The 22,954-nt window shown below is 72.2% G+C and carries 21 protein-coding genes; 7 read left to right on the forward strand and 14 right to left on the reverse strand.

The genetic code is table 11. The features are described 5' to 3' along the window. Positions 1-47 precede the first annotated feature (47 nt). Positions 48-1,511 carry an aldehyde dehydrogenase family protein gene (locus ACWAUO_RS12165; protein ID WP_460775727.1) on the forward strand — a complete coding sequence of 488 codons (1,464 nt, stop codon included), beginning with the start codon at positions 48-50 and terminating at the stop codon, positions 1,509-1,511. A gap of 54 nt (positions 1,512-1,565) precedes the next feature. Here ACWAUO_RS12165 and ACWAUO_RS12170 read toward each other — a convergent pair whose 3' ends face one another. Then, positions 1,566-2,789 (reverse strand): NAD(P)/FAD-dependent oxidoreductase, encoded by a 1,224-nt coding sequence (locus ACWAUO_RS12170; RefSeq protein ID WP_460775729.1) that lies wholly within the window; start codon positions 2,787-2,789, stop codon positions 1,566-1,568. A gap of 131 nt (positions 2,790-2,920) precedes the next feature. On the opposite strand from ACWAUO_RS12170, the gene ACWAUO_RS12175 reads away from it, so the two are divergent. After that, on the forward strand, positions 2,921-3,406 hold the full coding sequence (locus ACWAUO_RS12175; RefSeq protein ID WP_460775730.1) for an Lrp/AsnC family transcriptional regulator: 486 nt from the start codon (positions 2,921-2,923) through the stop codon (positions 3,404-3,406). Between the two features lie 9 nt (positions 3,407-3,415). Here ACWAUO_RS12175 and ACWAUO_RS12180 read toward each other — a convergent pair whose 3' ends face one another. After that, positions 3,416-5,467 carry a helix-turn-helix transcriptional regulator gene (locus ACWAUO_RS12180; protein WP_460775732.1) on the reverse strand — a complete coding sequence of 684 codons (2,052 nt, stop codon included), beginning with the start codon at positions 5,465-5,467 and terminating at the stop codon, positions 3,416-3,418. A gap of 167 nt (positions 5,468-5,634) precedes the next feature. On the opposite strand from ACWAUO_RS12180, the gene ACWAUO_RS12185 reads away from it, so the two are divergent. The 3 genes from ACWAUO_RS12185 to ACWAUO_RS12195 all read left to right on the forward strand — a co-directional run bounded on the left by ACWAUO_RS12185 (position 5,635) and on the right by ACWAUO_RS12195 (position 7,544). After that, entirely contained in the window at positions 5,635-6,336 is a 702-nt protein-coding gene (locus tag ACWAUO_RS12185; protein WP_460775733.1) for an alpha/beta fold hydrolase, read from the forward strand. A gap of 28 nt (positions 6,337-6,364) precedes the next feature. After that, a complete protein-coding gene (locus ACWAUO_RS12190; RefSeq protein WP_460775735.1) occupies positions 6,365-7,075 on the forward strand; it encodes an alpha/beta fold hydrolase in 711 nt (236 codons plus the stop codon). A 106-nt stretch (positions 7,076-7,181) separates the two neighbouring features. Next, positions 7,182-7,544 carry a RidA family protein gene (locus ACWAUO_RS12195; RefSeq protein ID WP_460775736.1) on the forward strand — a complete coding sequence of 121 codons (363 nt, stop codon included), beginning with the start codon at positions 7,182-7,184 and terminating at the stop codon, positions 7,542-7,544. A gap of 205 nt (positions 7,545-7,749) precedes the next feature. On the opposite strand, the gene ACWAUO_RS12200 is transcribed toward ACWAUO_RS12195, so the two are convergent. The 8 genes from ACWAUO_RS12200 to ACWAUO_RS12235 all read right to left on the reverse strand — a co-directional run bounded on the left by ACWAUO_RS12200 (position 7,750) and on the right by ACWAUO_RS12235 (position 17,171). Then, positions 7,750-8,610 carry a metal ABC transporter permease gene (locus ACWAUO_RS12200; protein ID WP_460775738.1) on the reverse strand — a complete coding sequence of 287 codons (861 nt, stop codon included), beginning with the start codon at positions 8,608-8,610 and terminating at the stop codon, positions 7,750-7,752. Further along, positions 8,607-9,341: a metal ABC transporter ATP-binding protein gene (locus ACWAUO_RS12205; RefSeq protein WP_460775739.1), complete on the reverse strand. Its 735-nt coding sequence runs from the start codon at positions 9,339-9,341 to the stop codon at positions 8,607-8,609. Before ACWAUO_RS12205 ends, ACWAUO_RS12200 begins: the two co-directional genes overlap by 4 nt. After that, the gene (locus tag ACWAUO_RS12210; protein ID WP_460775741.1) at positions 9,338-10,267 is read right to left on the reverse strand and encodes a metal ABC transporter substrate-binding protein; all 930 of its coding nucleotides are present in this window, start codon (positions 10,265-10,267) and stop codon (positions 9,338-9,340) included. The genes ACWAUO_RS12205 and ACWAUO_RS12210 overlap by 4 nt, the downstream gene beginning before the upstream one ends. Positions 10,268-10,500: 233 nt before the next feature. Next, the gene (locus ACWAUO_RS12215) at positions 10,501-11,922 is read right to left on the reverse strand and encodes an NtaA/DmoA family FMN-dependent monooxygenase (RefSeq protein WP_460775742.1); all 1,422 of its coding nucleotides are present in this window, start codon (positions 11,920-11,922) and stop codon (positions 10,501-10,503) included. Next, complete coding sequence (locus ACWAUO_RS12220; protein WP_460775744.1) at positions 11,919-13,631, reverse strand: dipeptide ABC transporter ATP-binding protein; 1,713 nt, start codon at positions 13,629-13,631, stop codon at positions 11,919-11,921. Before ACWAUO_RS12220 ends, ACWAUO_RS12215 begins: the two co-directional genes overlap by 4 nt. Continuing rightward, the gene (locus ACWAUO_RS12225) at positions 13,632-14,486 is read right to left on the reverse strand and encodes an ABC transporter permease (protein ID WP_460775745.1); all 855 of its coding nucleotides are present in this window, start codon (positions 14,484-14,486) and stop codon (positions 13,632-13,634) included. It lies immediately after the preceding gene. Continuing rightward, positions 14,483-15,544 (reverse strand): ABC transporter permease, encoded by a 1,062-nt coding sequence (locus ACWAUO_RS12230; RefSeq protein WP_460775747.1) that lies wholly within the window; start codon positions 15,542-15,544, stop codon positions 14,483-14,485. Before ACWAUO_RS12230 ends, ACWAUO_RS12225 begins: the two co-directional genes overlap by 4 nt. Then, a complete protein-coding gene (locus ACWAUO_RS12235) occupies positions 15,522-17,171 on the reverse strand; it encodes an ABC transporter substrate-binding protein (RefSeq protein ID WP_460775748.1) in 1,650 nt (549 codons plus the stop codon). Before ACWAUO_RS12235 ends, ACWAUO_RS12230 begins: the two co-directional genes overlap by 23 nt. A 348-nt stretch (positions 17,172-17,519) precedes the next feature. Between ACWAUO_RS12235 and ACWAUO_RS12240 the strand changes: the two genes are divergently transcribed. Beyond that, positions 17,520-17,978, forward strand: a complete 459-nt coding sequence (locus ACWAUO_RS12240) for a GNAT family N-acetyltransferase (protein WP_460775750.1) — start codon at positions 17,520-17,522, stop codon at positions 17,976-17,978. A 49-nt stretch (positions 17,979-18,027) separates the two neighbouring features. Here the strand turns inward: ACWAUO_RS12240 and ACWAUO_RS12245 are convergent, their stop codons facing one another. From ACWAUO_RS12245 to ACWAUO_RS12260, 4 genes are all read right to left on the reverse strand, one after another. Next, positions 18,028-18,417 (reverse strand): nuclear transport factor 2 family protein, encoded by a 390-nt coding sequence (locus ACWAUO_RS12245; RefSeq protein ID WP_460775751.1) that lies wholly within the window; start codon positions 18,415-18,417, stop codon positions 18,028-18,030. A gap of 11 nt (positions 18,418-18,428) precedes the next feature. After that, positions 18,429-19,259: a MoaF C-terminal domain-containing protein gene (locus tag ACWAUO_RS12250; protein ID WP_460775753.1), complete on the reverse strand. Its 831-nt coding sequence runs from the start codon at positions 19,257-19,259 to the stop codon at positions 18,429-18,431. A 10-nt stretch (positions 19,260-19,269) separates the two neighbouring features. Further along, complete coding sequence (locus tag ACWAUO_RS12255; RefSeq protein ID WP_460775754.1) at positions 19,270-20,349, reverse strand: zinc-dependent alcohol dehydrogenase; 1,080 nt, start codon at positions 20,347-20,349, stop codon at positions 19,270-19,272. Positions 20,350-20,472: 123 nt separating this feature from the next. Then, the gene (locus tag ACWAUO_RS12260; RefSeq protein WP_460775801.1) at positions 20,473-21,441 is read right to left on the reverse strand and encodes an AraC-like ligand-binding domain-containing protein; all 969 of its coding nucleotides are present in this window, start codon (positions 21,439-21,441) and stop codon (positions 20,473-20,475) included. Between the two features lie 197 nt (positions 21,442-21,638). Here ACWAUO_RS12260 and ACWAUO_RS12265 point away from each other — a divergent pair, with 197 nt between their 5' ends. Continuing rightward, on the forward strand, positions 21,639-22,952 hold the full coding sequence (locus ACWAUO_RS12265) for an ABC transporter substrate-binding protein (protein WP_460775755.1): 1,314 nt from the start codon (positions 21,639-21,641) through the stop codon (positions 22,950-22,952). Positions 22,953-22,954 lie beyond the last annotated feature (2 nt).

A 22,954-nucleotide genomic window follows, 5' to 3' on the forward strand; every position in this document is an offset into this window, starting at 1 on the left:
TCCGCGCAGCGCCGCGGACGGCGCGACGCAGCGGAAGGAACCCCATCATGACCATCGACACCACCGCCCCCGTCTGGGAGGGGAAGCTGTTCTCCGACGGCTGGAGTGCCGGCTCGGGCGACCCGATCGACGTCGTCTCGCCCGCCACGGGTGCGCGCATCACCACGGTCGCCGGTGCCTCCGCCGCCGACGTCGACCGTGCCGTCGCGAGCGCGAAGACCGCGCAGCGGGCGTGGGGCGCGCAGCCCTACACCGCGCGCGTCGCGGTGCTGCTGAAGGCCGCCCAGCTGCTGCGTGAGAACCCGTCGCGACTGCACGACGTGCTCGTCGCCGAGGCGGGCTCCGCCCAGGGCAAGGCCGGGTTCGAGACGATGCTCGTCACGACCGAGCTGGAGGAGTCGGCGGCGCTCGCATCCCACCCGTACGGCGAGGTGCTGCGGTCGATGAAGCCCCGGTTCTCGGTCGCCAAGCGCGTGCCGGTGGGGGTAGTGGGCGTCATCTCGCCGTTCAACTTCCCCGGCATCCTGTCGATGCGTTCGGTCGCGCCGGCGTTGGCGCTCGGGAACGCAGTCATCCTGAAGCCCGACCCGCGCACCTCGCTCTCGGGCGGGCTCGCGCTCGCCGAGCTGTTCGCCGAGGCGGGACTCCCGGACGGCGTGCTGCACGTGCTGCCCGGCGGCGGCGACGTGGGGCAGGCGATCGTCGCGCACCCGGGCATCTCGACGATCTCGTTCACCGGGTCGACGGCCGCCGGCCGCAAGATCGCCGAGGCCGCGGCGCCGATGCTGAAGAAGCTCCACCTCGAACTCGGCGGCAACAACGCCCTGCTCGTGCTGCCGGATGCGGACGTGGAGAAGGCGGCGGGCGTCGGCGCCTGGGGCAGCTTCCTGCACCAGGGGCAGATCTGCATGACCACCGGCCGCCACATCGTGCACCGCTCCATCGCCGACGAGTACGTGCGGGTGCTCGCCGAGAAGGCGAAGCGGCTGCCTGTCGGCGACGGTGCGGACCCGTCGAACGCGCTCGGTCCGATCATCGACGACCGGCAGCTGCAGCACGTCGTCGACGTGGTGGAGACCGCGGTCACGCAGGGTGCCACTGTGGCCGCCGGCGGCACGCACGAGGGCCGCTTCTACGCGCCGACCGTGCTCACCGACCTCACTCCCGACAACCGGGCGTGGACGGAGGAGATCTTCGGTCCGGTCGCGCCGGTGCTGGTGTACGACGACATCGACGAGGCGATCGACCTCATCAACGCGTCCGAGTACGGCCTGTCGGTCTCGATCCTCACGTCCAACGCGTACCGCGCGTTCGAACTCGCCGAGCGGATCGAGTCGGGCGCGGTGCACATCAACGATGCGACGGTCGACGACGAGGCCCCGATCCCGTTCGGCGGCGCGAAGGCGTCCGGCTCCGGCGGTCGCTTCGGCGGCCCCCACGCGAACCTCGACACCTTCACCGAGACGCAGTGGATCACGGTGCAGTCCGAGATCGAGGGTTACCCCTTCTGATCCGACGACGGATGCGGCCCCGGGTGCGTGCGATGCGCCCGGGGCCGCGTCGTGTCAGCGGAGCGGGTCGAAGGGGGCGGCGACCGGGTCGACCTCGCCCGTCACGATCTGCTTCGCGAGCAGCTTGCCGGTGATGGGGCCGAGGACGATGCCCCACATGCCGTGCCCGCCGGCGACGTACACGCCGGGTGCCCGGGTGGCGCCCACGAGGGGCAGCCCGTCCGGGGTGACGGGACGCGAGCCGACCCACTCGTCCTGCCGGTCGTCGAGGTCGACGCCGGTGAGGAGGTCGCGGGCGGTCTTCACGATCGCCTGGATGCGGCGGGGCTGGAGCGGCTCGTCCGGCCCGCGGAACTCCATGGTCCCCGCCACCCGGAGCCGGCCCCGATACGGGGTGCACGCGATCCGCTGCACCGGCAGGTAGACGGCGTGCTCGGCCCTGTCCTTCGTCGCGACCGAGAAGGAGTAGCCGCGCCCCGCCTGCACGCGCACCTTCACACCCAGCGGCCGGGCGAGCGTCGGCATCCACGCACCGGTCGCGATGACGACCGCATCCGCATCCAGTCGCTCGCCGGTGTCGAGCGTGACGCCGGGCCGTCCGGTCGACGAGACGGCGGTGACCGCATGGCCGAAGCGGAAGACACCGCCGCGCGCCCGCACCGCCTCGCCGAGCGACTCGACGTACGGGCCCGGTTCGATGAACCGCTGCCCGTCCATGCGGTAGACGACGCCGACGCGGTCGGACAGCTGCGGCGCGTAGGTGTGGGGATCCTCGACGCGCTCGATCGGCACCCGCTGCCCGTGCGCCTCGATGTGGGACACCTCGGTGAGGAAGCGGGTCGCGTGCGCCTCCTCGGTGAACCCGACGATGAAGGGGCGATCGTTCGTGGGGGCGTTCACACCGCCGGCGGCCAGTTCGTCGAACGCGTCGAGGGCGAGGTTGTTCGCCGGGACGAGCTTCGCCATCGTGCGGTTCCACGCCCGCATGGTGCCGCGGGCCGCGAACCGCGCGAGGAATCCCCACAGCTTCGGGTCGACCCGGAACGGCACGGTGAGCGCGGCGTCCGGATCGACGAGCGCCTTCGGGCCGTAGGTCCAGACGCTCGGGTCGGCGAGCGGGATGGTCTTCCCGGGGGTCAGGTACCCGGCGTTGCCCCACGACGACCCGGCGGCGACCCCGGTGCGGTCGAGCACGGTCACCTCCAAGCCGTGCTCCTGCAGGTGCCACGCCGTCGCGAGCCCCACCATGCCGGCACCGATCACGATCGCTCGCGCCATCGCGTCCCTCCCTCGTCCGATGCCTCCATGATGTGGATTCCGAGGGGATGGGCGGCTTCAATCGGCTTCTTCTTCGTGGTGATGCCTTCTATGAGGGAGAATCCACACCAGGGACGAGTGAACGGAGGGCCATGGTGGCGGAATCTTCAGCGCTCGAGGCGGAGCTCGACGCGATCGACCTCGCGATCATCGACGCGCTCGTCGAGAACGGCCGGATGCCGAACAGCGAGGTGGCCGCCCGGGTCGGGGTGGCCGAGTCCACCTGTCACAAGCGGATCCGCTCGCTCGTGGCGCGCGGGGTGATCACCGGGTTCACCGCGCAGGTGGATCCCGCCGCGCTCGGGATCGGTCTCGAGGCGCTCATCGCGATCCGGCTGCACGCGCACGCGCGCGGCGGACTGCGTCGATTCCAGTCGTACCTGGAGCGGCTCCCGGCGACGCGCCACGTCTACTTCCTCGCCGGCGACCGCGACTTCCTGGTCCACGTCGCCGTCCGTGACGCGGCCGCGCTCCGCGACCTCGTCTCCGACACCCTCAGCCTGCGCGAAGAGGTCGCGGCGACGAACACGAGCCTCATCTTCGACCACGCGGAAGGGCGCCCGACGCCGGTCCGGTGACCGGCTGCGTCACGCCCCGTCCGAGCCGGCGGTCAGCGCGTCCCGCAACTGCGCCCGGGTGGCGATCCCGAGCTTCGGGAAGATCCGGTAGAGGTGCCCGCCCACGGTCCGCGGTGAGAGGTGCAGCCGTGCTCCGATCTCCTTGTTCGACATGCCCACCGCGGCGAGTTCCGCGATGCGCGCCTCCTGCTCCGTGAGCGTCGCGGTCTGCACCGCGTCCTCACGGCGGCAGGCGCGCAACTCGCGGCGCACGCGGTCGAGCCATGCACCCGCCTCCACACTCTGCAACTCCACCTCCGCCCGTACGAGCTGCCGCTGGGCGTCGGGGGACCGGTGCAGTCGGCGCAGCCGCTCGGCGTACACGAGTCTGAGCCGCGCGGTCTCGTAGACGTACGGTGTCGTCGCCGCCCGCTGGAGGAGCGCCTCGGTGGGCTCGAGCGTGTCGTGCAGGGCGAGCGCCGCCGCGCAGGCGTCGAGCACGAACCGCGTGCGCTCCGACTGCAGCCCGTGCAGCAGCTCCTCGGCGTGCGCGAGCCTCGCCGTCGCCTCCTCCCGCCGGTGCAGCAGGAGCGCGAAGTCGACGACGTCGAACAGCTCCACCGGCCCCCGCGGGCCGGCGGTGAGATCGAGCGCGTCGGGGTCGCGGGTGGACAGCAGCGCCAGCGCGCGCTCGTACCGGCCCGCAGCACCCTCGACCATCGCCTCGACCGAATCGAGCACGATCCGCAGGCGGTACCCGCGACGCAGCGCCGGGTCGGCGCGGATGCGGTCGATGCGGGCCTTCGCCGCATCCTGCTCGCCCCGGAACGCCTCCGCGAGCGCCAGCAGGGTCTCGGCGTTCGCCCGCATGAGCGGGATCGGCACCGTCTCGGTGGTCTCCAGCGCGACGGCGGTCGCCACCTCGAGGTCGGCCCAGCGCTGGTCGTGCGCGAGGATGACCCCGAGCCACGTCGCCGAGACCGCCCGCACCAGCCGGTTCGCCGTCCGCGTGCAGGGGTCAGGCGACGGTGTCGCTGACCCCATCCGCATGTCGCGGTACTCGTTCAGCAGCGACGCGAGGTTGCCCGCGAGCTGCGTCCACCCGCGCCCGTCCGACGACACCGGGAAGTCCAGGTGCGCGGGCGGGGCGAGATCGGGCAGGCCGTAGGCGGTCGCGATCGCGGCGACGTCCGGATGCAGCGGCACTCCGAGCGAGGCACAGAGTTCGACGAACCGCGCCCACCCGCCGGGATCGCCGTCGATGATGTTCGCGAGCGCCAGGACGACGAGGGCCTGGCCCACCGCATCCGTGTCTGCGGCGGGGTCGCGCAGGCGCATCTCCGCCGTCGTCCTGGCCGCGGCGGTGTCGCCCTCGACGAGCGCCTGGCGGAGCGCCCGCGCGGGGGCGCTCTCGCGGATGAGCACGCGGGTGTCGGATGCGGTGAACCGGCCGAGCACGGCCGCGGCGACCCGGAAGTCGCCGTCGAACGCGGCGACCACCGCGGCCCGGGCGGCCAGGCGCGCGGTGCCGGCCGGGTCGTCCGCCGCCTCGGCCGCCGCGACCAGGCACGCCACCGCCCAGGACGGCCGGTCCGCTCGGGCGAACCCCTCCGCGGCCGCGACCAGCGCCTCCGCCGGCACGTCCGCGTCGGCCAGGAGGCCGTGCACCGCGGCTTCCGGCCTGTCGGCGTCGAGACGCGCGCCGGCATGGTCCGCAGGCGATGCACCCGCCAGGACGGCGAGCCGGTGCGCGGGCGACGCCCACTCGGCCGCGCCCCGCCGCATCCGCTCGATGAAGCCGCCCACCTCGTGCGCCACGGACTCGGACGGCGTGGTCCGGGTGCGCATGGCGAGGCCGAGGAGCGTCGCCCGCTCGGGGGCGGGCAGGGCACGGTAGTGCGCCACGAGCGGCTGCGCCTCGGGCGGCAGCTCGGCCGGTCGCGGCAGGGTCAGGAACCAGTGGTCCGCCACGCGGAACCGCTCGAGGGCGGACGGGGTCGGCTCGGCGGCGCCGAAGACGTCCTCGAGGTGGCGCAGCACGAGGGCGGAGGGCCCGTCGGCCGCGACCGGTCGGGTGGCCATGCTTGATGATACGGAAAGACCTGATCAGCCCACATCCCCTCTTGGTGCGCCCGACCGGCCACGACTCGTCGGTGACTCGATCGGGTCGACCGACGCTGTGGGGCGGGTCGCGGCGGCGGGCATCATCCGGGAATGCCCCGATGCCGCAACCGCACCGAGCGGCCGTCGTGACCGGCGCCAGCATCACCGCCGTGCTCGTGCACGACGCGTTCGCCGAGAACGCCGGCTGGACCGCGGTCATCTCCCGTCTCGCCGCCGACGGGGTGCGCGCGGTCGCCGCCGCCAACCCGCTGCGGGGTGTCGCGGTCGACGCCGCCGCCGTCGCGGCACGGGCGCGCGCGGTCGACGGGCCGGTCGTCCTCGTCGGGCACGGCTACGGCGGCATGGTGATGACCGCCGCGGCGGCGCACGTGTCGTGCGTCGAGGCGCTCGTCTACGTCGCCGCACTCGCGCCCGGCCCGGGGGAGACGGTGCTCGCGTTCACCGGCGACATCACCGACGACGTGTTCGCCGCCGTCCCCGACGGCACGGGCGGTGTCGAGCTGACGGTCCGGCCGGACCGGTTCCATGACCGCGTCTGCGCCGACCTCGGCGTCGCGACCGCCGCGCTGCTCGCCGCGACGCAGCGCGGCGTCGCGGAACAGGCGCTGCGCGAGCCCTTCCCCGAGGACCGGCCGGCCTGGCGCACCGTCCCGTCGTGGTTCGTGTCCGGTGGCGCCGACCGCAGCATCCCGCCCGCCGTGCACGCGTTCCTCGCCGAGCGGGCGCGGGCGCGCGGCGTCACCGTCGTCGCGGGCGCCTCGCACGCCGTCCCGATGTCGGAGCCCGACGCCGTCGCACGGACCGTCCTCGCGGCAATCGCGGGGTGACAGAGAAGAAGAGATGAAGGAGAACCCGATGAGCAGCATCGACCAGGGGATCAGGAACGTCGTGCTCGTGCACGGTGCATTCGCGGACGGCTCCGGCTGGCGCCGCGTGCACGACGACCTCACCGCGCGCGGATACCGCGTGAGCATCGTGCAGAACCCGCTCACCTCGCTCGAGGACGACGTCGCCGCGACGACCCGCGTGCTCGACCAGCAGGACGGCCCGACGATCCTCGTCGGCCACTCGTGGGGCGGCACCGTCATCACCGAGGCGGGCAACCACCCCGCCGTCGCGGGCCTCGTCTACGTCTCGGCGCTCGCGCCCGACAGCGGGCAGAACACGTCGGAGCAGTACGAGGGGTTCGCGGCCACGCCGAACTTCGTCATCGACGTCGGGGCCGACGGGTTCGGCTTCCTCAACCGAGACCTGTTCAAGGTCGGGTTCGCGGCCGACGCGAGCGACGAGGATGCGGCGTTCCTCCGCGACTCGCAGGTGCCGATCAACATGGCGGCGTTCGCGACCCCCGTCGGTCACGCCGCCTGGCACGAGAAGCCCGTCTGGGCCGTCATCGCGACGGAGGACCAGTCGTTCGACCAGGCCATGCTCGTGCATATGGCCGAGCGCGCCGGGGCTGAGATCACCCGCGTCTCCGGCAGCCACGCGCTGTTCATGACGCAGGCGCCCGTGGTCGCCGAGGTCATCCGTACCGCGGCGGAACGGGCTGTGGTCGGGGTGGGCTGACCCGCGGTCCGGGGTGGGTCAACGCGCGGTCGGGGCGGGTCGCCGCATCCGCCATGATGGATCGGGCGCCGGTCGGCGTCCGATCCATCGACCCGAAAGTCCCCGCATGACCGCACGCACCAACATCTCCTCCGGCTCCCCGTTCGAGCAGTCGATCGGGTACTCCCGGGCGGTCCGCAAGGGCGACTTCGTGTTCGTCTCGGGCACCACCGCGCCCGGTGCGGATGCCGCCGAGCAGGCCCGCGAGGTCTTCCGCCGCATCGGTGCCGCGCTGGAGCAGGCCGGTGCGTCGCTCGCGGACGTCGTCCGCACCCGCGTGTACCTCGCCGACATCGCCGACTTCGACGCCGTCGGTGCCGTGCACGGCGAGGTCTTCGGCGACATCCGCCCGTCGATCGTGATCCTCGCGGTGAACGCGCTCGCCGCCCCCGACCTCAAGGTCGAGATCGAGGCCGACGCCCTCCTCTGACCCGCGCCGCGCTGCGTCGCGCCGCACCGCACTGCACTGCACTGCGACCGCACCGCACTGCGCCGAGCCACCCCTCTTTCTGTGACCCACCCCCTTTTCTGATGCGGAAAGAGGGGTGGGTCGCAGAAAAGGGGGTCGCTCGGCGGGGGCAGTGCGCAGCGTGCGCAGGGAGAACCCGTGCGCAGCGTGCGCACGCGCGCGGCACTCAGGCGCGGCGGATGCGGCGGGCCCGGCGCCCGCGGAGCAGCACGCCCTGGCGCGGGCTGAAGAGGTACGCGGCGGCGAACACCACGCCCTGCACCAGGACGACGAGCCCTCCGGGCGACGCGTCGAGCCAGTAGCTGAGGTACAGCCCGACGACCGAGGACAGCGCCGAGAGCACGGGTGCGATCACCAGCATCCGTCCGAACCGGTCGGTGAGCAGGTGCGCCGTCGCGCCCGGGATGATGAGCATCGCGACCACGAGGATGACGCCGACGACCTGCAGCGCGACGACCGCGGTGAGGGCGAGCACACCGAGCAGCAGCGCCCCGAGGAACCGCGGCGACAGCCCGATCGCGAACGCGTGCGTCGGATCGAAGGCGTAGAGCGTCAGGTCGCGGCGCTTGAACAGCAGCACGCCGAACGCGACCGCCGCGAGGATCGCGATCTGCACGAGATCCGCGGGCGAGACGCCCAGCACGTTGCCGAAGATGATGTGGTTGAGGTCGGTCTGGCTCGGGGTCACCGAGATCAGCACCAGGCCGAGGGCGAACAGCGTCGTGAACACGATGCCGATCGCCGCGTCCTCCTTCACCCTGCTCGTACCTCGGATGAGGCCGATGAGCGCCACCGCGAGGAAGCCGAACACGAGCGCGCCGATCGCGAACGGCGCCCCGAACACGTAGGCGAGCACGACACCGGGGAGCACGGCGTGCGAGACCGCGTCGCCCATGAGCGACCAGCCCACCAGCACGAGCCAGCACGACAGCACGGCGCACACGATCGCCGCGATGACGGTGGTGGTCAACGCCCGCACCATGAACTCGTACTGGAGCGGCTCCCACAGCAGGTCGAGCAGGGTCATGCCGCGCCTCCGTCCGACACGTCCAGGCCGAACGCGAGCGCCAGGTGCTCGGGTCGGAGCGCGTCGGCGACGCTGCCGTGGAACACGACGCGGTGCAGCAGCAGCACCGCCTCATCGGCGAGCGAGGGCAGCGCGTGCAGGTCGTGCGTCGACACCAGCACGGTGCGGCCCGCCGCGGCCAGGTCGCGCAGCAGCCGCACGATCGTCGCCTCGGATGCCTTGTCCACCCCCGCGAACGGTTCGTCGAGCAGGAGGATCGGGGCGTCCTGTGCGATGCCGCGGGCGACGAACGCGCGCTTGCGCTGCCCGCCGGAGAGCCGGCCGATCTGCCGGTCGGCGAGGTCTGCGAGCTCGACCCGCTCGAGCGCCTCGTCGACCGCCGCGCGGTCCGCCGCGCGAGGGCGACGCGTGAGGCCGAGCGCGCCGTACCGGCCCATCATGACGACGTCGCGCACCGACACCGGGAAGGTCCAGTCGACGTCCTCGCTCTGCGGCACGTAGCCGATGCGTCCCTGCTTCCGCGCCGTGGACGGGGCGACCCCGTCGAGCAGCACGCTGCCGTGCTCCGGGCGGATGAGGCCGGTCACGGTCTTGAAGAGCGTGGACTTGCCTGCGCCGTTCATGCCGATGAGGGCCGTGACGGTGCCCGGCGCGATCCGCAGCGACACGTCGTCGAGGGCGAGCACGTCGCCGTAGCGGACCGTGACCGCGTCGACCTGGATGCCGCTCATGCGCCGCGTCCGGTGAGACCCGCGACGATGACGTCGACGTCGTGGCGGATGAGGTCGAGGTAGGTGGGCACGGGGCCGTCGGGCTCGGACAGGGAGTCGACGTAGAGGACGCCGCCGAAGGCGGCATCCGTCGCCTGCACGACCTGTTGCATCGCCCGGTCGGACACCGTGGACTCGCAGAACACGGCCGGGACGTCGTTGTCGTCGACGAAGCCGATGGCCGCTGCGATCTGCTGCGGCGTCGCCTGCTGCTCCGCGTTCACCGGCCAGATGTACGCCTCGGTGAGTCCGGCGTCGCGGGCGAGATAGCTGAACGCGCCCTCGCAGGTGACCAGCGCCCGCTGCCGCTCGGGCAGTTCGGCGAGCGCGGTGGTGAGGTCGTCCTGCACGGCCTGCAGCTCGGCCTTGTACGCGTCGCCGTTCGCCGCGAAGTCGTCCGCGTGGTCGGGGTCGAGGTCGGCGAACGCGGCGACCATGTTGTCGACGTAGACCTGCACGTTCACCGGGCTCATCCACGCGTGCGGGTTCGGCTTGCCGGCGTAGGCGTCCTCGGTGATGTCGACCACCTCGACGCCGTCGGACACGACGACGTGCGGGGCGTCGACGGTCTCCACGAACTGCGCGAACCAGGCTTCGAGGCCCAGGCCGTTGTCGAGGATGAGGTCGGCGTCCGCCGCCTGCCGGATGTCGCCGGGCGTGGGTTCGTAGCCGTGGATCTCGGCGCCGGGCTTCGTGATGGAACGCACCTCGAGGTGGTCGCCGGCGACCTCCTGCGCGATGTCGGCGAGCACGGTGAACGTGGTGAGCACGACGGGGCGGCCGTCGCCGGACGCGGACGATCCCGGCGACCCGCATGCGGTCGCCGTCAGCGCGACGAGGGCGACGACGCCCCCGAGCACGCCACGCAGTCCTTGCGTTTTCGGCATGCCGAAAGAATATTTTCGGGCGGCCGAAGTTTCAAGCATCCCCTTCCGCTCAGCGGGAGCCGCGCTCCGCCGGCCCACCCCTCTTTCTGCGAGCCACCCCCTTTTCTGCCGCAGAAAGAGGGGTGGCTCGCAGAAAAGGGGGTGGGTCGCGCGAGGGGGTCCGCACACAAGCAGTGCGGCACGCGCTCGCCGAGGCGGCACGCAGCGCGAGCGGCGGGCGCGGATGCGGCGGCTCAGGCGGGCTGCAGCCGACCCGCGCGCAGGGCCCGAGCCTCCTCCCACGTGCGGGCGTGGGCGCTGAACGCACCGCGGTACCGGGCGGCCGGGTGCCGGTCGTTCAGGAGCGGCGCGCCGAACAGCTTCTGCCGCAGCGGACCCGGCGCGTACGACTCCTGCGCGAGCCCGCGTGCACGCAGCACCGGCAGCACCTTCTCCGCGAACTCCTCGAACGACCCCGGCAGCACCCAGTTGATGACGTTGATGCCGTCGACGCCCGCCGCCTGCCATTCCGCGAGCCGATCGGCGATCTGCTCCGGGGTGCCGACGACCCGGGTGCTGCGGCGGCTGAGGATCGCGATGTCCTCGAGCACCGGCTCCCGGTCGCGGATGACCTGCGACGCCCAGGTGAGGAAGCCCCGGGCGGTGTTGGTGTCGATGTCCTTGATGGGCGTCGCCGGGTCGTAGACGCGGCCGCTCTTGTCGACGAGGGCGGAGTGCGCGAGGTATCCCTCGGTGCTCACGTACCGCTCGTATTCGGCCTCCTTCCGCCGCGCGTCGTCCTCGGTGTCGCCGATGACGAAGCTGAGCCCCTGGTAGAACGTGACGTCCTCCGGCAGGCGTCCGGCCTCGACGGCCAGATGCCGGGTGTGCTCGATCTGCCGCCGGGCGACCTCGGGGTTCGGGGCGATGATGAACGTCGCCTCCGCGTGCCGCGCGGCGAAGCGCCGACCCGACTCCGACGAGCCGGCCTGGAAGAGGAGCGGCGTGCGCTGCGGCGACGGCGCGGGCAGGTGCGGACCCTCGACCCGGTACCGCTCGCCCTCGTGGTGGATCTTGTGGATGCGGGACGCGTCGGCGTAGATGCCTCGCTCGCGGTCCTTCACCAGCGCGCCCTCGTCCCACGACCCCTCCCACAGCTTGTACGTCACGTCGACGTACTCCTCCGCCCACCGGTACCGCTCGCCGTGGTCGGTCAGCTGCGGCAGCCCGAAGTTGCGGGCGCCGTTGTCCTGCGTGCCGGTGACGATGTTCCACGCGATGCGGCCGCGGGAGATGTGGTCGAGCGTGGAGACCTGCCGTGCGAAGTTGAACGGGTGGTTCTGCGCCACGTTCGAGGTGAGCGCGAGCCCGAGGTCGGTCGTGTGCGTGGCCAGCGCGCCGAGCAGCACGGTCGGGTCGTTGCTCGGGATCTGCAGGCCGTGCCGCGCGTACACCTCGAAGTCCGCGTCCGCGTCGCCGTAGTGCCCGGTGACGTCGGCGAAGAACATGGCGTCGAACTTCGCCTCCTCGAGTGTGCGGGCGAGCCCGATCCACAGGTTCACGTCCTCGAAGTCGACCTGCCCCGCATCCGGCCGGCGCCACTGGCCGTGCTGGATGTGGGAGTTCGTGTGCATGACGAACGCGTTGAAACGGAGCGGACGGGCGGGATCGGTCATGCGGATGCCTTTCGTGCGGGGAGGTCGAGGGTCGGGAGCGAGGCGATGAGGCGCCGGGTGTACGGATGCTGCGGGTCGGTGAAGACGCGTTCGGTGTCGCCGGATTCGACGACCCGGCCGCCGGTCATGACCAGCATCCGGTCGCTGACGTGTCGGATGACGCCGAGGTCGTGCGAGATGAAGAGGTAGCTGAGGCCGTAGTCGTCCTGCAGTTGGACGAGGAGGTCGAGGATCTGCGCCTGCACGGAGACGTCGAGGGCGGAGACGGCCTCGTCGAGCACGATGATCTCGGGCGACGGTGCGAGCGCCCGCGCGATCGCGACCCGTTGCCGCTGCCCGCCGGAGAGCCGCAGCGGCGACCGCTGCAGCACCTCGGGGCCGAGCGCGACCTGCGCGAGGAGGGCTCGGGCGCGGTCGCGCCGCGCGGCGACCCCCGACACGGCGCGGGCGGGGATCGCGTCGAGGAGGATGCGTTCGACCGTCCAGCGCGGGTCGAACGAGCTCAGCGGGTCCTGCGAGACGACCGCGATGCGATCCCGCAGCCGCCGCCGGCGCGACTCCCGCACGGCCGTCCACGGGTGCCCGAGGAGGGTCGCCGCACCCGCGTCTGCGGGTTCCAGCGCGAGGGCGATGCGGGCCGTCGTGCTCTTGCCCGACCCGGATTCGCCCACGATGCCGAGGGTCTCGCCGCGGCGCAGGTCGAACGAGACGCCGTCCACGGCGCGGGTGACGGTGCCGTCCGGTGCCGTGAAGTGCCGGACGAGGTCGCGGGCGACGAGCACGGGTGCCTGCGGGTCGGCGTCGGCGGTGCGCGACGGCGCGGCGAGGTGCAGGTCGGGCACGTCGGGCGTCGCGGGCGCCAGGCGCTCGCCGCGGGTATGGCCGCCGGGGACGGCGTCGAGCAGCGCCCGGGTGTACGGATGCCGCGGGGCGCCCAGCACGGTCGCCGCCGGCCCCTGCTCGACGATGTCGCCGCGCTGCATGACGAGAATCTCGTCGGCGAGTTCGGCGACGACCGCGAGGTCGTGGCTGATGAGGAGGATCGACGCGCCGTCGGCCTTCATCCGGCCGAGGAGGCGAAGCACCTGCGCCTGCACGGTGACGTCGAGCGCGGTGGTCGGTTCGTCGGCGATCACGAGGCCGGGATCCAGCGCCACCGCCGAGGCGATGAGCGCCCGCTGCCGCAGCCCACCGGAGAGGGCGCCGGCCCGCTGGCGTGCACGGCGTGCCGGTTCGGGCACGCCGACGGCGCCCAGCAGCTCGACCGCCTTCGCCCGCCGGGCGCGGCGGTCGCGCCAGCCGTGGAGGCGCAGCGCCTCCTCGATCTCGGCGCCGACCGGCCGGAGCGGGTCGAGCGAGACGAGCGCGTCCTGCTGGATGAACCCGATGTCGCGCCCGCGGATGCGGCGCCACGACCGGGCCGACTGTGCGAGCAGGTCGTGGTCGCCGAGCACGGCGCTGCCGCCGGTGACGACACCGCCCGCCCCGGTGAGTCCGACGAGGGTGCGCGCGGTGACGCTCTTGCCGGAGCCGGACTCGCCGACGATCGCGACGCACCGGCCGCGGGGGAGGTCGAACGAGACGGAGCGGACGACCGGCCGCACGCCGTCGCGGGTCGCGAAGCCGACCGACAGGTCGCGCACCCGCAGTCGCGGCTCGGCGTCGTCGGCGGATGCGGTCGCCACCGCGGGGAGGTCCAACAGGCTCATCTACTCGCCCTTCTCGAGGTGGGACTGGACGGCCCGGCCCACGGTGGTCGCCGCGAGCGCGAGCAGGAGGATCACGAGGCCGGGGATGATGGTCAGCCACGGCGCCTGCAACACGTAGGCGCGGCCGGCGTCGAGGAGCGCACCCCATTCGGACGAGGGCGGTGCCACGCCCAGGCCGAGGAACGCGAGGCCGGACGCCCAGACGATGGACTGTCCGATCGACATCGTGAACAGTGCGATGAGCGGGCGCATGGCGTTGGGGAGGATGTGCTGCCGGACGATGCGGGCGGGGCTGTGGCCGAGTGCGCGTGCCGCCTCGACGTACCCCGCGTGCTTGGCCGCCAGCACCTGTCCGCGCACCATCCGGGCGTAGCCGGGTGCGGTGCTGAGCCCGACGGCGAGCACGGCGGTGCCGGCGGACGGCCCGAGGATCGCGACCAGGAGCAGCGCGAACAGCAGGATGGGGAACGCGAACGTCACCTCGATGACCCGGTCGACGACCGCCGCGACCACCCGGCCGCCGAGGGCGGCGAGCGTGCCCAGCACGATCGCGATGACGAGTGCGAGCCCGGCCGCCCCGATGCCGATGACGAGCGACTCGCGGGTGCCGTACACGACCCGGCTGTACAGGTCGCGGCCCGCCTCGTCGGTGCCGAACCAGAACTGCAGCCCCGGCGGGCGCAGCGCGTTCGCGAAGTCCTGCGCGGTCGGCGAGTGGGTCGCCAGGAGCGCCGGCGCGATCGCGGCGAGCGCGAACACCAGCAGCACGACCGCGGCGAGGATCGTCCCGGTGCCGGGCGCCCGCAGGCGGGTGGCTCGGACGGCGGTGCCGGTGGTGGTCTCGAGTGCGCTCATGCGGCGGCCATCCTCGGATCGATGACGGTGTAGACGATGTCGACGAGCAGGTTCGCGATGACGTAGACGAGCGCGACCAGCACGACGATGCCGGTGACGACCGGGAGGTCGTGGGTGCTCACGGCGGTGACGAGGGTCTCGCCGATGCCGGGGCGGGAGAAGATGGACTCGACGATCACTGCACCCGAGATCGTGGCGCCCAGCGCCCAGCCGGTGAGCGTGACGGCGGGGATCGCCGCGTGCCGGAGCACGTGCCGCAGCCGGATCCCGAGATCGCCCATGCCCCGCATCCGTGCGCTCAGCACGAACGGCTGCTCGAGCGCCCGCTCGAACTCGGTGCGGGTGGCCTGGCCCATGAATCCGGCGAGGGGGATCGCGAGGGTGAGGGCGGGGAGCACCAGTGCGGGAAGTCCCGTGCCGCCCATGACCGGGAACCAGCGCAGCTGCAGGCCGAAGACGAGCAGCAGCAGGATGCCCAGCCAGTACGGCGGGATGCCGGCGACGAGGGTGTCGACCCCGGACCCGACGCTCCGGATGCGGGGCGACCGGCCGGCCGTGAGCGTCACCCAGACGACCATGATCGCCCAGGCCAGCGCGATGCCCGACAGGCTCAGCACGAGCGTCGCGCCGAGCTGCTCGGCGATGACGTCCCAGACCGGACGGAACTGCTGGTACGAGACGCCCAGGTCGCCGCGGACGAGCCCGCCGAGATAGCGCAGGTACTGCACGAGCACGGGGTCGGCGAGCCCGAACTGCTCGATGATCGGTGCGAGCTCGTCGGGGGTGCGCTGCTGCGCCTGCCCGGTGCGGATGTTGAGGATCGCGGTGGCGCGGTCGCCGGGGAGGGCCAGCTGGGCGAGGAACGCCGCGGTCGCCGCGCCCCACAGCACCACCAGCCCGCCCCCGGCGCGGCGGAGGATGCGGCGCACCCGCGGCGCCCGCCGCCGGGACGCGACCTCGGTGGGCTGCTCCGCGGCGGGCCGCTCCGCGGCGGGTGGCTTCTCCGCCGGTCGCTCGGCCGTGACGGCGAGGGTGTCACTCGACGAAGTGCGCGTCATGGAACGTCGGTCCTCCCTGTGCGTGCTCCTGCCAGACGCCCCGCAGCGACGGGCTCACCGCGAGGGTGCTGAGCCGGTCGTAGAGGCCGACGGAGGTGGCGTGGTCGGCGATGTACTCCTGCGCCTGCCGGTACAGGGCGTCCTGCGCCGCCGCATCCGGTTCCGAGTTCGCGTCGACGATGAGCTGCTCGAGCGTCGGGTCGTTGAAGAACGCGCTGTTGGAGTAGTTGGGGGCCTCGTCGGTGCTCTGGCGCCAGTTGACGTAGAGGATCCCTGCGTTGACGCTCGTCCAGTACCCGACCGACAGGTCGTAGGCGTCGGGGGTGCTGTACTTGCCGCCCCAGAGCTCGGCCTGGCTCAGCGGCAGCAGGTCGACCTTGAAGCCGACCGCCTTCGCCTGCTCCTGCACGGCCTGCAGGATCGAGGCGCCGTCCGCGTTGATGATCGAGCCGGCACCGTAGGGCAGCAGCACCTCGAGCACCTCGCCGTCCTTCGTCCGGTAGCCCTCGTCGCCGTCCCGCAGCCATCCCGCTTCGTCCAGGAGCCGCTGGGCAGCATCCGGATCGAAGGCGTAGCGGTCGGCGGCGTCCTCGCTGTATCCGGGGGTCGCGCGGCTCACGCCGCCGTTGCCCTCGTAGGGGATGACGCCCTGGCCGATCGTCTCCACGATCGCCTCCCGGTCGAGCGCGTACACGAACGCCTGCCGCACCCGCTCGTCCGTGAACGGACCCTGCGCGGTGTTGAACGACAGCTGCTGCGGGCGCCCGGGGGTGATGAACTTCTGCAGCTCGTACCCGGCTTGATCGAGCGACGCCCACGAGGTTGCGGGCACGTCGTAGATGAGGTCGGCCTCGCCGGCCTGGAGTGCCGCGACGCGGGTGGTGGGGTCGCCGGTGAAGCGCCAGTCGACGCGCTCCACGTAGGCGGGACCCTCGTGCAGCGCGTTCGCCGGCCACGACGTGTAGTCGTCGTTGCGCTCGAGGATCACGTTCTGGCCGCGGTTCCACTCCGCCACGGTGAACGCGCCGGAGCCGATCGGTTCCTCGCAGTTCTCCTCCTCGGTGCGGGTCTCCAGCGCCTGCTGCGACTGGATGCCGAAGTACCCCTGCGTGAGGTTCTCGATGAACCGGGTGTACGGCCGGCTGAGATGGATCGCGACGGTCCGGGCGTCGACCGCCTCGGCGGACTCGTAGTAGCCGCCGAGCCACACGGCGGCGGTGCTGTTGCCGCCGTTCACCCAGTAGTCGAAGTTGTAGGCGACCGCCTCGGCGTCCACCGGGGTGCCGTCGGTGAACGACACGCCCTCCTTGAGGGTGATCGTGTAGGTGAGTCCGTCGTCCGAGACCTCCCAGCCGTCGGCGAGCCACGGCACGGGCGTGCCGTCCTCGTCGAGGGAGAAGAGGCTGTCGAGCACCTGGTACGAGAGGTAGGCCTGCTCGATCCAGCCGCCGAAGACGCATGGCGGTTCCTGCTGGTGGGCGTAGACGATCGTGCCGCCGTCGACCCGCTGCGCGTCGGCGGCGGGCCGGATCGCGGCTGCGGTTCCGCAGGCGGTGAGGCCGAGGAGCGCGACGGCCCCGAGCGAGACGATCGGGGCGATGCGCCGGATGGCGGGGGGAGTGGGCACGGGTGGGCCTTTCGGAGCGGGCGGTGCGGATGCCCAGCAGGTTCGCACCGCCCGGTGCACCGCCGCCCCGGTGTGTGACACGCGCGGTCACCTCCCGTCATCCGCGTTCACACGCGTGACGCCCCGCCCCCGGCGTGCATGCCCGCCCGCCTGCGCGTGCCCCGCCTGCGCGTGCGCCCGCCTGCGGGTGCGCCCCCGCCGAGCCACCCTTGTTTCTGCGACCCACCCCTTTTCTGCCGTCGAAAGAGGGGTGGCTCGCAGAAAAGGGGGTGGGTCGCGCACGAGAGCGACGGAACTCGGGCGCCGAACGACCTGGTGCGACGGCCTCGGCTGTGCCACCATGCGGGGATGCCGTGGCTCCCCGACGACTTCACCCCGCCCGTGCGGATCGAGCTCGGTGACGCCGAGCGGCACCACCTCCGGCAGATCCGCGTGACGGACGTCGACCTCGACATGGTCGCGGTGATGGGCTCCCGCGAGCGGCTCTTCGCGATCTACGGCGAGGCGTGGGGCTGGCCGCCGGCGGGCATGACCCACGAGCAGGACCGTGAGGACCTGCAGTACCACGAGGACGAGATGGCCTCGCGAAGCTCCTACAACTACGCGTTCTTCGACGAGCACGAGCAGGCGCTCCTCGGCTGCGTGTACATCGACCCGACCGAGGCGGACGACGCGGATGCGGTCGTGTCCTGGTGGGCGGTCGACGGCCTGGTCGGCACGCCGGTCGCCGCCGCGCTCGACGCGTTTGTGCCCGCCTGGCTCGAGCGCGACTGGCCGTTCCCCCGCATCCGTTACGGCGTGGAATGAACCGGAAGCGCCCTCCCACGGATGCGGGAGGGCGCTCGCGTCGGACGGGTCAGTGCCGTCCGCGGTCGACCATGAGGGTGTCCGTGATCTGTTCGAAGTGGGTCACCACACCGTCCGACAGTCGCCAGATGTGCGCGACGCGGGCGCGGAACGGCTTTCCGGTCGCGCGGTACGTGCCCGAGTAGGTGCCGACGCCGACGACCGTGTCACCGGCGTCCAGCACCTCGTCGACGTCGAGTCGGTACCCGTCGTACTCCTCGGCGAGCCGGATGAAGACGTGCTGCTTCACCTCGTCGGGCGAGGTGTAGAGGCCTGCGGCGGGGAAGCCGTCGGCCTCGCGCCACTGCACGTCCGCGGCGAGCGGGGCGAGCATGCCCTCGAGGTCGCCGGCGTCGGAGGCGGCGTAGTGTGCGCGGATGATGTCTGCGTTGCTGGGCATCGATGTTCCTCTCAGACGGGCTCGACGTCGGGGTAGGTGACACTCCCGAGCGGGTAGATGTGACCGCCGGCGCGGCTGTGCTGTGCCTCGCCGTCGCCGTTGATGCCGAGGAAGATCCCCGTCGTGCGCAGCTCGTAGCCGAGGTCGTGCAGCCACACGCTCGCGACCGGGATCACGAACTCGCGGAAGCAGAACAGGTACAGCCCGTGCTCGAACTTCCACACCGTCGACATGTCCACGTCGCCGTGCCCGCGCTGCTCCCCCTGCACGCACTGCCACGCGTACCGCTCGGACGACAGGTAGACGTGCTCGTAGAGGTGGTTCGGGCTGTACCGGTAGACGTTCCGCATCCCGATGAGGTCGCGGCTGGGGCCGGGCTTCGCACCCGTCGCCTCGATGCCGTCCACGACACCGGCGGCGAACGATTGCCCGACCTGCGGGGTGCCCGGCACGGGTTCCGCGGCGATGACGGAGTGCGCGAGCAGGGCGCGACCGGTGGTGTCGTTCCAGATGACGGTCACGGCCTCGCGGGCACGGGATTCCAGCGGCAGGTTGACGAAGTACACGTCCGGGCGCACCTGGACGGCGTCGTACGGGTCCCGGTTGCCGCCGGATGCGGAGAGCAATCCGTCGGAGGACCACTCGACGTTCTGCCCGTCGAGGAAGGTGAGGGAGAGTGCGACACCGCCCTCGAAGGTGAAGGACACGGAGCGCCCGGTCAGCTCGGTCGCGGGGAGCCGGTAGGTGTCGATCCCCGCGGCGAACTCGTCGTACGTCTTCCACTGCGTGGGGTCGGCCGCATCCGTGCGGTCGCCGACGACGATCGATTGCGAAGTGGTCATGTGGTTCCTCCTAGGGGATCAGGACGGCCTTGATGAGGCCGTCGGTACGGTTCTCGATGTCGGCGAACGCGCGCTCCACATCGGCGAGTCGGTAGACGTGGGTGACGAGCGACGAGAAGGGGAAGCGGCCGGACGCGAGGAGCGCGATGGCAGGTTCGAAGCCGCCGGCGGACAGGAAGCTCGGCAGCACGTCGACCTCGCGCGTGAGCAGGAGATCGTCGCTTGGCACGCGGAGCACCGGACCCGATCCGCAGGCGCCGGCGAGCACGACCCGGCCGCCGCGGCGCACGAGCGACAGCGCGTCGAGCTGGGCGTCGACCGAGCCGGCGGCCTCGATGACGACGTCGGCGCCGTCGGGGAGGATCCGCCGCACCGCGTCGTGGAGTTCCGCTCCGCGCGCCGCGACCTGAGCCGTGGATCCGAAGGCGGAGGCGAGCGCGCGACGTTCGGGACGCCCGCCGACCACGACGATCTCGGCCGCCCCCGCCGTGCTCGCGGCAGCCGCGCACAGGAGCCCGACCGGACCCGGGCCGATGATGACCACGCGGTCGCCCGGGCGGACGCGCCCCCGGGCCACGGCCCGGCAGGCAACCGCGAGCGGTTCCACCAGCACGGCGGCGTCCGGGTCGATCGTGTCGGGGATGCGGTGCACGATGGCCTGCGGGGGGACCACCAGGTGCGTCGCATAGCCGCCGGCGTAGGGCTGGTCCGTCGCCGGGATGTTGACGCCGAGCTGGCGCCCGGCACCCGGGGTGTCGAGGTCTTCCCGGCAGAGGTTGTACCGCCCCTCCCGGCACCGCGGGCAACGCTGGCATGGGACGAGCATCTCCACCGCGACCCGGTCGCCGACGCCGAAGCCGCGGGCATCGGACGCACCGACCTCGGTGACGACGCCGATGAACTCATGCCCGGGGACGAGCGGGAACGGATCGCCGATGTGTCCGTCCCGAAGGTGGAGGTCGGTCGCGCAGATCCCGACGCGCGAGACCTCGATGACCATCTCGTCCGCTGCCGCGCGGGGGACCGGGACCTCCCGGACCTCGACCGTGCCTGCGCGGGGGAACACCACTTGAACCGCTGAATCCGTCACGGGACCTCCATCTCCGTCGATGTGGTCCCAGTCAACGCGCGGCGCGAGGCCCACGCTTGTGCGTCAGGGCACAGCGGGTTGCGCACGCGTGCAGCATGCGCGCGCTCGGCGGCGGCGGCCGGATCAGCGGGCGACGGCGGCGCGGAACGCGCTCGGCGTCTGCCCGAACGCGGCCTTGAACAGTCGCGAGAAGTGCGGGGCGTCGGAGAACGACCAGCGTGCCGCGATCGTCGTGACGGTGAGGTCGGCCAGCCGGGGATCGGCGAGGTCCGCCCGGCACCGCTCGAGGCGGAGCTGGCGGATGTATGAGGCAACGGTCGTGCCCTCGCCCTGGAACAGCGTGTGCAGATAGCGCACGGAGATGAAGTGCGCCGCGGCGATCGAGCCCGGCGTGAGATCGGGGTCGCCGAGGTGGTCGTCGATGTGGTCGCGGATCTGGTCGATCAGGTGCTGTCGGGGTGCGGGCTCCGCATCCAGCTGTTCCCGAAGGAGGATCGACACGAGGTCCACCATGTTGCGGGCGAGCCTGCCGCCGACCGGCGCCGACAGCCGACCCATCTGCCCGGTGGCCTCCCGCAGCATGGTCGCCACGATGCCGGCGAGCGGGTCGTCGCCGCCGAGCGCGGTGGCGGTCAGCCTGCCGACGCCCTGCTCGTCCACGCTCACCAGGTGCTTCGGGAACATCGCGACGATGCTGCGGAAACTGTCCTCGAACGCGAGGGTGTACGGCCGCGTGGTGTCGTAGATCGCGAGGTCGCCGGGGTTCAGCACGACATCGCGGCCGTCCTGGCAGAGATACGCGGTGCCGCCCAGCATGAGGCTGATCTTGTAGTTCGGGGTCGCGCCGCCGTCCTCGCACAGCCGCCTCGTCCGTTCCACCACGTGCGGGTCGGCGACGACCTCGGTCATCCCGACGTCCTGGAGGAACTGGCCCTGCACGGTCGCATGGAAGTGATGCGGGCGCCGTGTGCTCACAGCGAGCGGCACGAAGGAGCGGTTCACGACCTCGCGGAACTCGCCCACGCCGCCCAGGCGCAGGATCTGCGCGGACGAGGCGTTCCTGCTCGTGCGGGGCGGTGCGGTCGCGCGCATCGTGTCCACCTCCAGAGTCGACGATGACCCACCTATCTATACACCGTGCCCTCCAGCGCGCCAACCGCGGCCGCTTCGTGCACGCATGGGCAACCCCGTGTTCACGCTCGTTCAATCGCGGAACGCCGCGGCCCGAGACGCTGGTCTCGGCGGGTGAGCGACAGCCATGCGCCGCGACCGTACGAAGGAGTACAGCCATGAATCGCACCATGAAGGGCCTGGGCGCCCTGTTCGTCGGTGCCACGCTGGCGGCATCGCTCGCCGGCTGTGTGGCCGATGAAGCAGCCCCCGGAGGCGGGGGCGGCACAGCAGCAGCCGGTGACGTCGCCTGCGGCCTCGGTACCGGGGAGGCGGCGACCGGCGACCCGATCAAGGTCGGCGCCATCGCTACCGCATCCGGCGGCGTGGACTTCTCGTCCTCGCCCGTCTCCGCGCAGGCGTTCTTCGACTGCGTGAACGACAACGGCGGCATCAACGGCCGCCCCATCGAGTACAGCTTCGAGGACGACGCGCTCGACCCGACGAAGACCGCGCAGCTGGCTGCCGGCCTCGCCGGCGACCAGGACGTCGTCGCGCTCGTCGGTGACGCGACCTTCGTCGGCTGCGACGTCGCGAACGTCGAGTACGCGAAGGCCGGCCTCTACTCGATCACCGGCGTGGGCGTGCCGCAGGCCTGCTTCGAGTCCACCAACATCGCGCCCGTCAACGCCGGGCCGCGCACCTCGGCGCTCGCGCTCGTGCAGTACATGGAGCGCGAGGGGCTGCTCGACGGCGGGTTCTACTCCGTCGGACTGAACACCCGCGGCAACGGCGACTGGGTCGCCGCCGGCATCCAGGAGTACACCGAGGAAGCGGGCATCGACCTCGTCGGCGAGACGCTGAGCGACCCGGCCGAGAGCAACTGGCTGCCGCTCGTGGGCCAGATCCAGTCCTCCGGCGCATCCGCGCTGGTCATCGCCGACCCGGCGCCCATCACGGCCTCCATCCTGGCCTCGGCCGAGCAGCAGGATGCTCGTGGCGACATCGCGTGGGCCTGTACGGCCTCCTGCTACGACCAGCAGTTCGCGGCGGGTCTCGGCGACTACTGGGAGGGCTTCCTCGTCAACTCCGAGCTCCAGCTCGTGACCGCGACCGGCGGTGACAGCGACCTGTGGAACGCGGTCATGGACGCCTACGCCCCGGCGGACACCCCGCGCGACACCTTCAGCCAGGCGGGCTTCCTCGCAGCGAAGATCTTCACCGACACGCTGCTCGAGATCGATGACCCCGCGACCCTCGACCGCGCCACCGTCTCCGAGGCGCTTCTCGGCATCACCGGCTACGAGTCCAGCCTGCTCTGCGCGCCCTGGTACTACGGCGAGGCCGACGAGCACCACGCGAACCACGCCACCCGCAACGCCAAGATGGAGAACGGCGAGTGGGTCGAGGTCGAGGGCTGCACCGAGGTCGAGGACCCGGCCATGGCCGACATCCTCGAGCGGGAGCAGTCGGAAGGTCTGCTGGAGCGTTAACC

It is taken from the genome of Microbacterium sp. GXF7504, from assembly GCF_054798235.1.